Source organism: Pseudomonas sp. NFACC05-1 (assembly GCF_900100135.1).
Classification (GTDB): Bacteria; Pseudomonadota; Gammaproteobacteria; order Pseudomonadales; family Pseudomonadaceae; genus Aquipseudomonas; species Aquipseudomonas fluorescens_Q.
The window spans coordinates 88574-102095 of record NZ_FMTR01000017.1; the positions used below are offsets into that span (position 1 = coordinate 88574).

Genomic DNA, 13522 nt, shown 5'->3' on the forward strand with positions numbered 1-13522 from the left:
GGCGTCATGCAGCACACACTTTTGTGGCAGGCACTTTTGTGGCGAGGGAGCTTGCTCCCGCTTGAGTGCGCAGCACTCACAAAAAGGTCTGCTGCGCAGCCCAGCGGGAGCAAGCTCCCTCGCCACAGGGTGTGCGTCCGGCCCACGCTAAGCGTCATGCCCGCACCTCTTTCCCTTCTGGCTTGGCGAAGCGGCGTCCGAGGCGATCGAAATACAGGTAGATCACTGGCGTGGTGAACAACGTCAGCACCTGGCTCACCAACAACCCGCCCACCATCACCAAGCCCAGGGGCTGGCGCAGTTCAGCGCCGGAACCGGTGGCGAACATCAGAGGTATTGCGCCGAACAAGGCCGCCAGGGTGGTCATCAGGATCGGGCGAAAGCGCAGTAATGCAGCCTGATAGATCGCCGTCTGCGGGTCGACGCCCTGGTTGCGTTCGGCGTCGAGGGCGAAGTCGATCATCATGATCGCGTTTTTCTTGACGATGCCGATCAGCAGGATGATGCCAATGATCGCGATCATGCCCAGGTCATTGCCGCTGAGGATCAAGGCCAGCAAGGCGCCGATGGCCGCCGAGGGCAAGGTGGAAAGGATGGTGATCGGGTGGATGTAGCTTTCGTACAGCACGCCCAGCACGATATACATGGTCACCACCGCCGCCAGGATCAGCAGCAAGGTACTCGACAGCGACGCCTGGAATGCCTGGGCTGCGCCCTGGAACTCGGTCTGCACGCCCACCGGCATGCCGATGTCGCGCTGGACCTTTTCGATCACGTCCACCGCATGCCCCAGGGCCACGCCCGGCGCAAGGTTGAACGACATCATCACCGCCGGAAACTGGCCAATGTGGGCAATCGCCAGTTGCGCCTGGCGTTCTTCGACCCGAGCCAGGCTCGACAGCCGTACCTGCCCACCGTCGGTGGTCTTGACGTGAATCTGGTCCAGCGCCTGGGGCCCGATCCGTTCCCCGGCCTGGGCCTGCAACACCACCCGGTACTGGCTGGCCTGGGTGTAGATGGTGGAAATCTGCCGCTGGCCGAAGGCGTCATAGAGCGCATCGGTGATGTTCGACACGGAGACGCCCAGGCGTGAGGCGGCGTCGCGGTCGATCACCAGGTAGACCTGCAAACCCTTGTCCTGCAGGTCGCTGGCCACATCGGTCAGCTCCGCCTGTCGGGCCAGGGCTTCGACCAGGCGCCCGCTCCAGAGGCTGAGCAATTCGGCGTCCGGCGACGACAGGCTGAATTGGTACTGGGTCCGGCTGACCCGGTCTTCGATGGTCAGGTCCTGCACTGGCTGCATGAACAGGCGAATGCCCACCAGCCGATCCAATTGCGGCTGCAAGCGGGCAATGATCTCGGTGGCACTGTCATCCCGTTCACTGTGGGGCTTGAGGTTGATCAGCAGGCGACCGCTGTTGAGCGTGGCGTTGTCGCCGTCCACGCCGATGTAGGATGACAGACTCTCCACCGCCGGGTCCGCCAGGATCACTTTCGCCAGTTGCTGCTGCCGCTCGCTCATGGCGGCAAAGGAGATCGATTGCGGTGCCTCGGAAATGCCCTGGATCACCCCGGTGTCCTGCACCGGAAAGAACCCCTTGGGCACGGCCAGGTACAGCACCACCGTCAGTACCAGGCTACCCACCGCCACCAGCAGGGTCAGCGGCTGGTGCTTGAGCACCCATTGCAACTTGCGTCCGTAGGCGGCGATCAACCAGTCGATCCAGGCGCCGCTGGCGCGGTAGAAACGGCCCTGCTCTGCTTCCTCGGGCTCACGCTTGAGCAAGCGGGCACACATCATCGGCGTCAGGGTCAGGGAGACCACCAGGGAAATCAGGATCGCCACCGCCAGGGTGATGGCGAACTCGCGAAACAAGCGTCCGACCACGTCGGCCATGAACAGCAGCGGGATCAACACGGCGATCAGCGACAGCGTCAGGGAAATCAGCGTGAAGCCGATCTGCTTCGCGCCCTTGAGCGCGGCCTGCAGCGGGCTGTCGCCCTCCTCGATGAAACGAGCGATGTTCTCCAGCATGACGATGGCATCGTCCACCACGAAACCGGTGGCGATGGTCAGGGCCATCAGGGTCAGGTTATTGACGGAAAAACCGGCCAGGTACATCACGCCGAAGGTGCCGATCAGCGACAACGGCACGGCCACCGACGGAATGATCGTGGCGCTGACGCGACGCAGGAACAGGAAGGTCACCATGACCACCAGGGCGATGGCGATCAGTAATTCATGCTGCACGTCGGTGACCGAAGCTCGGATGGTCTGGGTGCGGTCGGTTAGCACGGTGACATCCAGGCCGGCCGGCAAGTTGTCGGTGATGCTCGGCAGCAGGGCCTTGATCCGGTCCACCACTTCGATGACGTTGGCCCCCGGCTGACGCTGGATGTTCAGCAGCACGGCCTGGTTTTCATTGGCCCAGGCGGCAAGGCGTTCGTTTTCGGCACCGTCGACGATCTGTGCCACGTCCTTGAGCCGCAACGGCGCGCCATTGGCGTAAGCCAGGATCAGCTCGGCGTAATCCTTGGGCGAGGTCAACTGGTCATTGGCGTCAAGCATCGAGACCCGGGTCGGGCCGTCGAAATTGCCCTTGGGCTGGTTGACGTTGGAGGCACCGATCAGCGTGCGCACATCCGCCAGGTTCAGGCCGTTGGCCGCCAGGGCCTCGGGGTTGACCTTGATCCGCACGGCCTGGCGTTGGCCGCCGGCGATGGTGACCATGCCGACGCCGCTGATCTGGGCGATTTTCTGCGCCATGCGGGTGTCCACCAAGTCGTTGAGCTTGGGCAGCAGCATGGTCTTGGAGGTGATCGCCAGGGTTAGCACCGGGGTGTCGGCCGGGTTGACCTTGTTGTACACCGGCGGTGCCGGCAAGTCCGTGGGCAGCAGGTTGGTGGCCGCGTTGATCGCGGCCTGCACCTGCTGCTCGGCGACGTCCATGTTGATGTCGAGGTTGAAGCGCAGGGTAATCACCGACGCACCACCGGAACTGGTGGAGGCCATCTGCGTCAGGCCCGGCATCTGCCCGAACTGGCGCTCCAGGGGCGCGGTCACCGCGCTGGTCATCACATCGGGGCTGGCGCCCGGGTACAGGGTCATCACGCGGATGGTCGGATAATCGACCTGGGGCAAGGCCGACACCGGCAGCAGCCGATAGGCGATCAGGCCGGCCAGGATGATCGCCAGCATGCTCAGGGTGGTGGCGACAGGGCGAAGGATGAACAGCCGCGAGAGATTCATGCGCCGCCCTTTTTCGCCTTGTCGGCCGCAACCGGCTCTGCGGGCACCGCTGCGGACTTGCCCTGCAGGTGCTCGGTCGGCGTGGTGGGCACTTCCTGGCTGTCGCTGACCACTTCCACTTCACTGCCTTCCTTCAAGCGATCGGTGCCTTCGAGCACCACCCGGTCACCGGCGGCCAGGCCTTCGGTGACCACGGTATTCGCTCCGTCGCTGGCGCCGATCTTCAGCTTTTTGATGGTGACCTTCTTGTCGCCATCCAGGGCATAGACGAAGGTGCCATTGGTCCCGAACTGGATGGCCGCCGTCGGCGCCAGGGTCACGCCTTTGAGGGTGTCGGCCAGCAGGCGGACATTGACGAACTGATTGGGAAACAGCGACTGGTCGCGGTTCTCGTAGCGGGCTTTGAATTTCAAGGTGCCAGTGGTGACATCGATCTGGTTGTCCAGGCTTTGCAGCACGCCGCTGGCCTGCAGCTTCACATCGCCCCGGTCCCAGGCCTCGACGGGCAGTTTCGCCCCGCTGCGATAACGGGCGAGCACGGTGTCGAGGTTGTTTTCCGGCAAGGTGAACACGACGCTGATGGGTTGGGTCTGGGTGATGACTGCCAGGGCCGTGGTGTCGTTGGCCGCCACCAGGTTGCCGATATCCAGTTGCCGCAAACCGACCCGCCCGGAGATGGGCGCACGGATCTTGGTGAATTCGAGGTTGAGCTTGGCGTCGTTGACCGCCGCCTGGTTGGTCTTGACCGTGCCCTGGTACTGGCCCACCAGCGCCGCGGCGGTGTCGAGGGTTTGCTTGGCAATGCTGTCTTCGGCGTACAGGCCGCGATAGCGCTCAAAGTCTACCTGGGCATTTTTCAGCTGGGCCTGGTTCTGCAACAACGTGCCTTCGGCCTGGAGCAAGGCGTTCTGGTACGGACGCGGGTCGATCTCGGCCAACAAGTCCCCGGCCTTGACCATCTGCCCCTCTTCGAAGGCGATCTTGACCAGTTCGCCCCCCACGCGGCTGCGCACGTTGATGGTATTGAGCGCGGTGACCGTGCCCAGCGCCTTGAAGTACAGCGGGAAATCCCCGGTCACCGCCGGCGCCACCCGTACCGGAATCGGCCCCGTCGCCCCACCGAACCCTGGTCGCATGCCACCCGAGCGCCCCATGTGCCCCGCCGCGGCCTTATCCCCTGCCCCAGGCTTCTGCGCCGAGCCACTGGGCCAGAACTTCCAGGTCAGCGCCGCGACGACCAATACGATGAACAGGCCGAACAGCCAGCGACGGGAATTGCGGGAAACAGAGGATTGCATGGAGTGATCAACCATTGGACGCGTGGACTTCTTTTACGGGAGGCTGAACGATAAGCACTGGCGGGTGTTTAGCAAAGCGCCTTTACCGGCAATTTACGTTGGGCTTACCTTTCGAATAGTCAGCTAAGACGTTGAAGCACAAAAGAAAACGGCCTGGACAGGGCCAGGCCGTTAACAATTGTAATAAATACTTTATTTCAGAACGGCCAGCGCAGCGTCGTAGTTCGGCTCTTCACCGATTTCCTTGACCAACTCGCTGTGCAGCACGGTGTCGTTTTCGTCCAGCACCACCACGGCACGGGCGGTCAGGCCTTTCAGCGGGCCATCGGCGATCGCCACGCCGTAGTCCTGGATGAACTCGGCACCGCGCAGGGTCGACAGGTTCTGGACATTTTCCAGGCCTTCGGCGCCGCAGAAACGCGCCTGGGCGAACGGCAGATCGGCGGAGATGCAGAGCACCACAGTGTTGGTCAGGCCGTTGGCCTGGGCATTGAACTTGCGCACGGAGGTGGCGCAGGTCGGCGTGTCGACACTTGGGAAAATGTTCAGCACTTTACGCTTGCCGGCGAAGTCCTTCAGGGAAACGTCCGACAGATTGCCGGCAACCAGGGAAAAGGCTGGCGCCTTGCTACCGGCTTGTGGCAACTGGCCGTTGACTTGGACCGGGTTGCCTTTGAGGGTGACTTGAGCCATGAACGGATTCCTTCTGACAGGTTTGAAAAAGGTGAAGGCCGGAGTTAACCACGAAATGCTTGCGCGACCTATGGTTGGACATAAAAAGTCGTGGTTTGGACGCCGGCACGTGAGGTTGTGGCAGTGGCTATTCAGCCTTGAATTTCAGAAACGACTGATGCAAATCCGACGCCCAGCCATCGATGACCCCTTTGACGTCATCGGGCTTCATCACCTGGGACTCGTTGGACAACGGCTTGCCCGTGCCCTTGCGTACCACCTGGGCGACCACCGCGTTGTTACCACCGTCGAGAAAAACCGCTTCGGTGCCCAGGGTGGTTTCCTGGTCGCGAATGCCGCTTGCCGTGCTCACAGCGGCCGCCACCAGCGCAATCGGGATCACCTCATACGGTTTCAAGCCTTCGGTCTTGCTGCCGACAGCCGTGATGGCCGCCCGCATCACCAATACACCCGGCCCAGGCGCTGTCGCCAGGGGCAAGGATTTTCCTGCTTCCCGCTTGAGGGCCTGATCGTAATAAGCGGTGATACCCGACAGCGTCGCCTGAGGGATCTTCACGGTCGGCTGCGGCTTGGGGTAAAGCTGTGTCGGCTCGATATAGAGACTGGTGTACTTGCCCGGGTCGATCTTCGGATCGACCCAACGCATCACCTCGGCCCCCGACGGCGACTTTTCTTCCTTGAGCCGACTGTAATCCCCCAGGAAGCCGGAGTACTCATCCGGCTGTGTGACTTTGCTGGAGCAACCCGCCAAGGCGAGCGAGGCAATGCACACAGTGCCGATCATCGACGAAAACTTCATGCTGTCACTCCTGTAAGCCACACGAGGCGGGGCCGGAACTACAGGTATAGCCAATGGACAGGTTTTTGCCTGCTCTGAAAAGAATGCGCGATTCAGCCGCGCTCGCGCGGTATCAGGCTCTGCAACTGTTGTGCGAGGAAGTTGGCATCGAAGGCAAACGTGTCGGGGTCCTTCAACCCGTTGGTCCGGCGCCATTGCCATTGCACCGATGGAGGTTGGCAAACCAGGGAAATACTGCCGTGACGGGTCGCGGCCAGGCCAATGATCGACAATGAAATCAACCCACCTACGCCCATCACCTCCGGTACGAATTCCACCGGCCTACCGGTAATGGTCAAGGTCAGTTTTTCAGTCTTGAAACCGGACGTCTCTACCGGCTCACTCGGCCCGTGCGCCACATACGTCTCACGGCTCAGTTCCAGCAGACCGAGCGCCATGACAGGCGCCAGCCATTGCTCGATTTGCCCATACAACGCCTTGATCTGCTCTGCCCAAACCGTCGACTGGGCCTGGTGCAATTGTTTCTTGTGCGCTTCGCTGTCGGCGTAGTGACGAAGCATCTCGCCCAATTGCTGTACATCGTCCATGGGCCGGTCCTCGATTAAGGGAGTACTGCGAAGAGCGATGATGACAGGTTCAAGACGTTGGCGTACGTAAAAGCCCTCTTTGCCTGCGAGCTGGGCCTTTCAGCGCAACCGTGCCATGGCCAGGGTGTCCACCCAGCGTCCGTCACGCACGGCGTAGTCGCGCATCAGGCCTTCGGTTTCGAAGCCAAACTTGCGGTACAGCCCGATGGCCGCTTCGTTGTCGGCGTACACCGTCAACTCGACCCGCCGCAGGTTCATCCAGTTGTCCGCGACATCCAACGCGGCGGCCAGCAACATCGAGCCCACACCCTTGCCCTGCCAGGCGACCGCCACGCCCATGCCGAGGCTGCCGCAATGGGCACGACGCACGCGGGAAAACTGCTCCAGCCCCAGGTTGCCGATGACTTCACCCTCGTGCAGGGCCACCAGTTTCAATAAACGCTCGTCGTCCATTGCCAGGCGCTTGCGCCAGACTTCGGTGGACTGGAAAGGCATCTGCAGCACCTGGCGAGTCACCGCCGGATCGTTGTAGAGCGCGGTGACACCGGCGATGTGGGTTTCAGTGAAGCGTACGAGGGTGATCGATGATTCGGACATGCGGCTCCTCCCTGGAGACGGTACAAGGCCGATCACTATAAGCCGCACCAGGCACTACGGGGAACCTGTGGGAGCGGTGGTTCAGTTGGACGCCGCTATCGCGAGCAAGCTCGCGCCCACAAGGGCGAGACACCTTTTTTCGATTATGCCTGGAACCAATCCCGGCGCTCATCCAGCGTGTGATGGATCAGCTCACGAAGCATCTGCACCTCTGGCGAGCCTTCGGCCTGGACACTGACGGCCATCCACAAGTGCCGCTGCATCGACAAGCCGAACACTTGCGGCAATGCCACCAGGCCTCGGTCGAAACGGCTCATGTACTGCGGCAACAGGCCGATGCAGGCGCTGCAGCGAATCATTTCCAGCATCAGTTCGTAGGATTGCACCTGCACCACACCGGCCCGGCGTTGTTCTATCAGGGCGTTCCACGGGGCGAAGCCGTCCACGTGTCGGTCCGCCTGCCATTGCACCAGCATGTAATCGTTCAGGTCGTCCAGGCAGTCCGGGCGCGTGGCCGATCGGGAGTAGCGCTTGGCGATGTGCGGCACATAGTCCAGCCGCGCCAGGCGATCCGCAGGCAACGTGGCGAAGCTCGGTCCCTGCCCCAACGTGTGGGCATCACTCAACCACAGCACCAGGTCGGCGCTGACGGCTTGCAGTGCCAGGTCACTGTCCAGGGTGATGATCTGCAGTCGCACGCGGGCGTTGCGCCGTAGCAACGAGATCAAGTCGCGTCCCAGGATGTCATGCAGAATCGACTCGGCCACGGCGAGGCGAATCATGGGTTGTTCGTTCAACGGTGGCGCGCTTTCGTGGGCCAGAGTAATCAATCGCGCCTGCAACTGCCGGCCTTCGCGAGTGAGGGTCAAGGCGCTGCCCTGGAAGCTGAACAACGAGCGTTGCAGCCGCGTCTCCAACTGCGCCAACTGCTTGCGCAGAAAGGTTGCCTTGACGTTGAGGCTACGGGCCGCTTGCATGAAGCAGCCGCAACGGGCACTGACCAGGAAACACTGCGCCACCTGCGGTTCAATACCGCCGGCCAATGTCAGCCAGGGATCGGGGACACGCAACGGCGTGCGGTATGCGGTGACAGCCTGGCGTCCTGCGGGCTCGGTGAAGGTCATGGGTGACTCCCTGTCGGTTGTACGAAGTGGCGAGGGGATTTATCCCCGTGGGTCGCGAAGCGGCCCCCTTGGCTTGAAATCCATCAGGTCTGACACTGGGATATTGATAGGGGCTGCTACGCAGCCCAACGGGGATAAATCCCCTCGCCACAAAGAAATCCTCTTGCCACAAAGGTGTTCACATCAAACAAAGTACTGGTCTAAAGCCCCTCCTCCAGCACCTTGCTCAACTGCGCGCCATCGATGCTCAATGTGGCCGTGTCGAGCATACCGTCCAGGTAGGCCTTGGCGATCTGTTCCTGGCGCTGGGCACGCAAGGCCTGGGTCAGGCGTTCGCGGACTTCCTCCAAGGTCGCTTCCCGGGCCGGCTGTTGATCGGTGAGCTTGATGACATGGAACCCTGCCGGGCTCTGCACCGGGTCCGATACCGCGCCGACTTTCAAGCGCGCCACCGCCTCACGCACCGGCGGGACCAGTTGCTGCAACGGCTGGTAACCGCTGTCACCGCCGCGTTCGGCACTGGTGCGGTCCTGGGAGAAACGGCTGGCCAGGGCGGCAAACTCGACAGGTGACGCCTGGGCCTTTTTACTCAGTTCCGACGCTTGCCGGCGCACCGCCTCTACGGTTTGCGGCTCGGTGGCTGCCAGGAAAATCTGGCTGACGCGGTACAACGCCGGTGCGGTCCAGTTGGCTTTCCCGGCGTCGTAAGCCTGCTTCAGTTCTTCTTCACTGGGATACCCGGCTGGCACCTGGCTGACCGACTGCAAGTAGTCGCGAAACACAATCTGCTCAGCCGCCGCTCGCGTCTGCCGCTGCACCTCGGGCCGCTCGCGCCAACCCTGGGCGTCGGCCTGCTCCAACACGGCCTTTTCCGCCAGGCGGGCACGGATCCAGCCTTCCAGTGCAGCGCGATTGCCACGCATTTGCTGGCGAACCTCCGGGGCCAGTGCGGCCAGCAAGGTCTTGAGCTCTTCGGGGCTGACCTGCTGATTGCCCAGTCGGGCCAAGCTCGGCGAGTCTGCCGAAACAACGCTGGCGGTCTGCACCGCGGCGACCGGATCGCTGCCTGGCCGCAGGCCCAGCACCAGCGCCACGGCAATCAGCCCCAGTGCGGCGGCGCTGATGACGAAGGTCGGCTTTTTCACGATGCGACGGCCTCCTCCGATGGCGCTTCGACTGGCTCGGCCGGGGTTTGCAGGTGCGCCGCGTTCTGGCTGTACTCACGCAGGTAGACAATGAACTCCTGCAACAGGCGGTCCCACAGTTCCAGGTGGCTGCGCAGATGATCGGCACTCACGCCCGCCGCAACCACGACGTCCATTTCCATCACCAGGAATTCGCCTTGCAGCGACAACCGGGCAAAGCGGCGCGAGGCGTTCCACAACGCCACCAACCCAACTGGCAACTCGCCCTGTACCCGCAAGGCACAACTGAACGTGAAGTCCAGGTACTGGCCAGCTGTCGGCGCAGGATTACCCAAACGCACCGCGAAGCCGATGCCCTGGCTGGCACTGAGCAGCTGCACGATACCGTTCTGCTCGGTTTCATTGACCCGATAGCCCGCGGCCTGCAACCACTCGGTCAGGGATTTTGCACCAACGTATTCAATCATTGAGGTCATGTTCGCTTCTTCCTTGTTCTGTTCAGTGAGTGATCGAGGCCTGGGGGGCATCGAAACGGTTCTTGTAGAGATCATCGCCAAACCCCTGGGCCAGCTCTTCGAAACGTACCCGGGCCTTGGCCGCGAACGGCTGGCGGATCTTCACGATGTCGGTCACATCAATGGTTTCGTAGGCATGCAGCAGCGCCTTGGCGACTTCGTACATTTGCTGATTCTTGACCGAACATTGCTGCACTTGTGTGTCACGCTCGGTCAATTGCGCCTCCAGGCGAGCGCGCTCGGCCTCTTTGCCGCGAGCCAGGACCAGCAGCTCGTCGTAGGCTTTCTTGAACTTGCCAATTTGCTCGTTGCTGGCCGCCACCTGGGCCTGGGCCTGGCTTTGCAGGTTTTGCTGATGCCCAGCCAGTTGCTCATTCAGGCCCTGGGCCTTGGTCAGTTGTGCGGTCAATTGCTTGATCTGCGCCTGGGCTTCTCTGGCCTGGCTCTCGGCAGCCTGGCGAGCGGCGCTGGCCTGGGCCTGCTCGCTTTGCAGGGCCTGCAACTGGGCGGTGGTGCTGCGCAGTTGTGCCCGCAGCCGCTCTTCCAGGCCTTCGCCATGAGCCACGCCACTGAGCAGCAGGCCCAGCACCAATAACGCGGCCGGGCATGGGTATTTGGCTCGCCTTTTCATGAGGCCTCCCTGCGCTTAGAAGCGCGTGTTGATTTCAAGCTGCAAGACATCGATGTCGTACGGCGCGCCGTACACCGCTTCGGAACTCAACCAGCGACCGGTGGCGAAGACGTTGCTCGCCAGGCCATAGTTGCCACCCAGGAAATAACCCTTGGCGTTGGTGCCACCCAGATGGAATGACGAATCGTTGAAGCCGTCCGGCAAGGCATCGGGCTGGATGTACTTGTAGCCGGCGAACAGGTTCCAGTCGCCCTCGCGCTTGAGCTCCAGGGAGTTGCCAAGGGTGAACTGGAGCATCCAGGCGTTGGCGCCGCTTTCCACCTCGCCATTGCTGTCCAGGTTGTTGGCGAACTGCCCCTCGGAGCGCTTGCGCATCTCGCCTTCGTCGTAGCCCAGGTTGTGGACGTAGTGGGCCTGGCTGCGCAGTTTCAGGTCTTCGGGAAGATCGGTGTCCAAGGCCAGATTCAGGTCCAGCAGGTTGAATTCCGAGGCCAGGCCGACGTATTGCGGCTGTGGCGTGGTGGACGGGTTGAGGGGATTGGGCGTGATGTCACGCAACAGGAACACGGTGTTGCCCTTTTGCATGAACGCAACGCGTGAACCGTCGCTGTCGCAGCCTGGATCACCGGCCCAAGGCTGGCACGGCGAAGAGCGCTGGCCTTCGATGTCGTCGAAGCGGTAATAGGCCAACGCGCCCTTGATGCGGTTGCTGTCATTGATGGCCCAGTTGGCCCCCAGTTGCGCGCCGTACAGCCACTTGTTGTCGCTCTCTTCCTTGTCGCTGCCATTGCTGGTGCTGGTGTCGTTGGTGTACTCCACCGGGAACGCGCCAACAGTACCGAACACGCCCCAATCCTGATTGAGCTTGTGGTTGAAGTTCGCCGCCACACCGTCGAAGTTCAGGTCACCGGAATACAACAGGTCGGTGGAGAAGAACGGGTTGGCGAAACGCCCGCCGGTGAGGGTCAATTCGTCCGAAGGCTTCCAGGTCAGGTAGCCCTGGTCGAGCCAGATGTCTTTCTTGCCAAAGCCACCACCGAGGGTCTGAGTGGTGGACACCGGGTTGTTGTCCGAGCCGGTGCCGATGCGGATACCCGCCGTCCATTGCGGGGCAATCACGGCCTTCATGCCCAGGCGTGCGCGCAGGCGGAACAGGTTCTCGCGGTCTTCACGGGTGTTGAGCAACGGCGGCAGGCTGGAGCTGCTGTTGGGGTTGACGTCGTAGGGCCCCTTGTCATTGAGCCGGGCGAAGTCGACGATTTCGTTGCTGTTGGTGCCCGAGTAATAGCGCGACTCATCCCGCAGGCGAATGTCGCCGTCAAAACTGATGCGCGAAACCCAGTCCGGGAAAGTATTGGGTTGGGCCCAGTTTTCCTGCTTGGCGGTGGCCATGACTTCAGCCTTGACCTGGTCGCGGATCTGCTCACGCACGATGTTCGGCACGTATTGCACCCGCACGTCCCCCGGCGCACCGGCCGGCGCTGCGGCAACCGCCGTGGCCGCCTGACGGGCCTGCACGGCTTCCCGTTCGGCCTGGGCAATCAGGCCGTCGGCCTGGTCCTGCTTCAATACGCCCTGCTGCACCAGCAGGCGGATCAGATTGATCGTGGCGTTTTCCGAAGGCGCCGGGGCGGCCAACGCGTGCCCGGACAGGCCCAGAACGATCAGGCCGACTGCCCACGACAATCGATTCACATTGGAAATCATCTGCACACAACTCCTGTTGGCAAACTTTCAAATAGTCGGTTAACCCGGCCGCCGTCCCTGCAAGGACAGGCGCACGGGCAAAGTCAGGGAGGCCGGTGGCCGTTCACTCAAATGGGGCGCGGCACGCAGGGCGGAAATCACTTGTTCGTCCACCTGCGGGTTGCCGCTGGACTTGACCAGCTCGACCCGAGTGATTTCGCCCACGGCACTGAGCCAGACATCGGCCTGCAGCGAGAACGCCAGACTGCGCAGGTCAGGGTTTTCCCGCAGCAAGCGCTGGAAGGTGAACGCCAGGAACTGGCTGTAAGTGCCATTGCCGAGGCGTCCGCCCCCTGCCCCGGCCATGCCGCCGCCCTTGCCGGCACCGATGTTGAAGGCGTCATTGCCGGACTGGGCATCGCCGTCCATCTGCATCGGATTCGCCAGGTCATCGACTGGCGACGGCGGCGCCTCTTCCTCGGGCTTGACCTCTTCAGGCTCCGGAGTCGGTTCTGGCTCGACCACCTTCTCCTCGACCTGAGGCTCCGGCTCCTTGGGTTTCTCCGGCGGTGGTGGGGGCGGAGGCGGCAACGGGATGATGGTCGGCACCTTCGGTGCTTCACGGCGCACGCCACTCATGTCGTTGGCCCACTGCCACAGCAGCCAGGCCGCCACGGCGACGAGCACCAGGCCAACGGCCCACTTGAGCAGGCGCAGCGGCGAAGTTTTCGCCGGGGGCGGATCGATGGGGAGTCTGGCGGTCATGATCAGCCCTGGCTCGGTTTGCCGGTCACCAGACCGACCTGGGACAGCTCCAGACGCCGCAACAGATCCAGCACTTCGATGACTTTCTGGTACTGCACCGTCGCGTCGCCGCGCACGATGATCGGGAAGTCCGGGTTCTGGGCCTTCTCGATGCGCAGGCGCTCTTCCAGCTCGGCCAGGGTCACCGGGTAGGCATCGAGGAACACCTGCCCGCCGTCATTCACCGAAATCGCCTTGGTCTTGGCCTCGGACAACGACACCGAGGCACTGGCCTTGGGCAGGTTGATCTGGATACCCGACACCTGGGCCGTGGCAGTGAGGATGAACATCACCAACACCACCATGAGCACGTCCACCAGCGGCGTGATGTTGATGCTGTCGACCGCCGCGTCATCGTCGTCATCGTGTGAAGCGTTTACGCTAGCCATGGCA

13 protein-coding genes are annotated in these 13522 nt (G+C 62.4%); all 13 read right to left on the bottom strand.

Features of this window, described 5'->3' with window-relative positions; all coding sequences use genetic code 11:
- Positions 1 to 154 precede the first annotated feature (154 nt).
- Positions 155 to 3250, bottom strand: a complete 3096-nt coding sequence (locus BLO97_RS22055) for an MdtB/MuxB family multidrug efflux RND transporter permease subunit (RefSeq protein ID WP_092348154.1) — start codon at positions 3248 to 3250, stop codon at positions 155 to 157.
- Positions 3247 to 4563, bottom strand: coding sequence for an MdtA/MuxA family multidrug efflux RND transporter periplasmic adaptor subunit (locus BLO97_RS22060; RefSeq protein WP_092224609.1), 1317 nt, complete (start codon positions 4561 to 4563; stop codon positions 3247 to 3249). Before BLO97_RS22060 ends, BLO97_RS22055 begins: the two co-directional genes overlap by 4 nt.
- Positions 4564 to 4740: 177 nt before the next feature.
- Positions 4741 to 5241 carry a thiol peroxidase gene (gene tpx / locus BLO97_RS22065; RefSeq protein WP_013693326.1) on the bottom strand — a complete coding sequence of 167 codons (501 nt, stop codon included), beginning with the start codon at positions 5239 to 5241 and terminating at the stop codon, positions 4741 to 4743.
- A gap of 127 nt (positions 5242 to 5368) precedes the next feature.
- Positions 5369 to 6040 (bottom strand): DUF3313 domain-containing protein, encoded by a 672-nt coding sequence (locus tag BLO97_RS22070; protein ID WP_092348156.1) that lies wholly within the window; start codon positions 6038 to 6040, stop codon positions 5369 to 5371.
- Between the two features lie 92 nt (positions 6041 to 6132).
- Complete coding sequence (locus BLO97_RS22075) at positions 6133 to 6627, bottom strand: hypothetical protein (RefSeq protein ID WP_063321350.1); 495 nt, start codon at positions 6625 to 6627, stop codon at positions 6133 to 6135.
- 99 nt (positions 6628 to 6726) lie between these two features.
- Positions 6727 to 7224 (bottom strand): GNAT family N-acetyltransferase, encoded by a 498-nt coding sequence (locus tag BLO97_RS22080; protein ID WP_063321351.1) that lies wholly within the window; start codon positions 7222 to 7224, stop codon positions 6727 to 6729.
- 143 nt (positions 7225 to 7367) lie between these two features.
- Complete coding sequence (locus BLO97_RS22085) at positions 7368 to 8348, bottom strand: LysR family transcriptional regulator (protein WP_092143666.1); 981 nt, start codon at positions 8346 to 8348, stop codon at positions 7368 to 7370.
- A 200-nt stretch (positions 8349 to 8548) separates the two neighbouring features.
- Positions 8549 to 9493, bottom strand: a complete 945-nt coding sequence (locus tag BLO97_RS22090; RefSeq protein ID WP_092348157.1) for a peptidylprolyl isomerase — start codon at positions 9491 to 9493, stop codon at positions 8549 to 8551.
- Positions 9490 to 9969: a YbjN domain-containing protein gene (locus tag BLO97_RS22095; protein WP_063321354.1), complete on the bottom strand. Its 480-nt coding sequence runs from the start codon at positions 9967 to 9969 to the stop codon at positions 9490 to 9492. The genes BLO97_RS22090 and BLO97_RS22095 overlap by 4 nt, the downstream gene beginning before the upstream one ends.
- A gap of 22 nt (positions 9970 to 9991) precedes the next feature.
- Complete coding sequence (locus tag BLO97_RS22100) at positions 9992 to 10639, bottom strand: DNA repair protein (RefSeq protein ID WP_092143672.1); 648 nt, start codon at positions 10637 to 10639, stop codon at positions 9992 to 9994.
- 15 nt (positions 10640 to 10654) lie between these two features.
- A complete protein-coding gene (locus BLO97_RS22105; RefSeq protein ID WP_092348159.1) occupies positions 10655 to 12346 on the bottom strand; it encodes a putative porin in 1692 nt (563 codons plus the stop codon).
- A gap of 39 nt (positions 12347 to 12385) precedes the next feature.
- On the bottom strand, positions 12386 to 13090 hold the full coding sequence (locus BLO97_RS22110; RefSeq protein WP_092348162.1) for an energy transducer TonB family protein: 705 nt from the start codon (positions 13088 to 13090) through the stop codon (positions 12386 to 12388).
- Between the two features lie 2 nt (positions 13091 to 13092).
- Positions 13093 to 13518: an ExbD/TolR family protein gene (locus BLO97_RS22115; protein ID WP_092348164.1), complete on the bottom strand. Its 426-nt coding sequence runs from the start codon at positions 13516 to 13518 to the stop codon at positions 13093 to 13095.
- Between the last annotated feature and the right edge of the window lie 4 nt (positions 13519 to 13522).

Coding starts and splice junctions, on each gene's coding strand:
- BLO97_RS22055 (WP_092348154.1), bottom strand. CDS start 3,250: ATGAATCTCTCGCGGCTGTTCATCCTTCGCCCTGTCGCCACCACCCTG.
- BLO97_RS22060 (WP_092224609.1), bottom strand. CDS start 4,563: ATGGTTGATCACTCCATGCAATCCTCTGTTTCCCGCAATTCCCGTCGC.
- tpx (WP_013693326.1), bottom strand. CDS start 5,241: ATGGCTCAAGTCACCCTCAAAGGCAACCCGGTCCAAGTCAACGGCCAG.
- BLO97_RS22070 (WP_092348156.1), bottom strand. CDS start 6,040: ATGAAGTTTTCGTCGATGATCGGCACTGTGTGCATTGCCTCGCTCGCC.
- BLO97_RS22075 (WP_063321350.1), bottom strand. CDS start 6,627: ATGGACGATGTACAGCAATTGGGCGAGATGCTTCGTCACTACGCCGAC.
- BLO97_RS22080 (WP_063321351.1), bottom strand. CDS start 7,224: ATGTCCGAATCATCGATCACCCTCGTACGCTTCACTGAAACCCACATC.
- BLO97_RS22085 (WP_092143666.1), bottom strand. CDS start 8,348: ATGACCTTCACCGAGCCCGCAGGACGCCAGGCTGTCACCGCATACCGC.
- BLO97_RS22095 (WP_063321354.1), bottom strand. CDS start 9,969: ATGACCTCAATGATTGAATACGTTGGTGCAAAATCCCTGACCGAGTGG.
- BLO97_RS22100 (WP_092143672.1), bottom strand. CDS start 10,639: ATGAAAAGGCGAGCCAAATACCCATGCCCGGCCGCGTTATTGGTGCTG.
- BLO97_RS22105 (WP_092348159.1), bottom strand. CDS start 12,346: ATGATTTCCAATGTGAATCGATTGTCGTGGGCAGTCGGCCTGATCGTT.
- BLO97_RS22110 (WP_092348162.1), bottom strand. CDS start 13,090: ATGACCGCCAGACTCCCCATCGATCCGCCCCCGGCGAAAACTTCGCCG.
- BLO97_RS22115 (WP_092348164.1), bottom strand. CDS start 13,518: ATGGCTAGCGTAAACGCTTCACACGATGACGACGATGACGCGGCGGTC.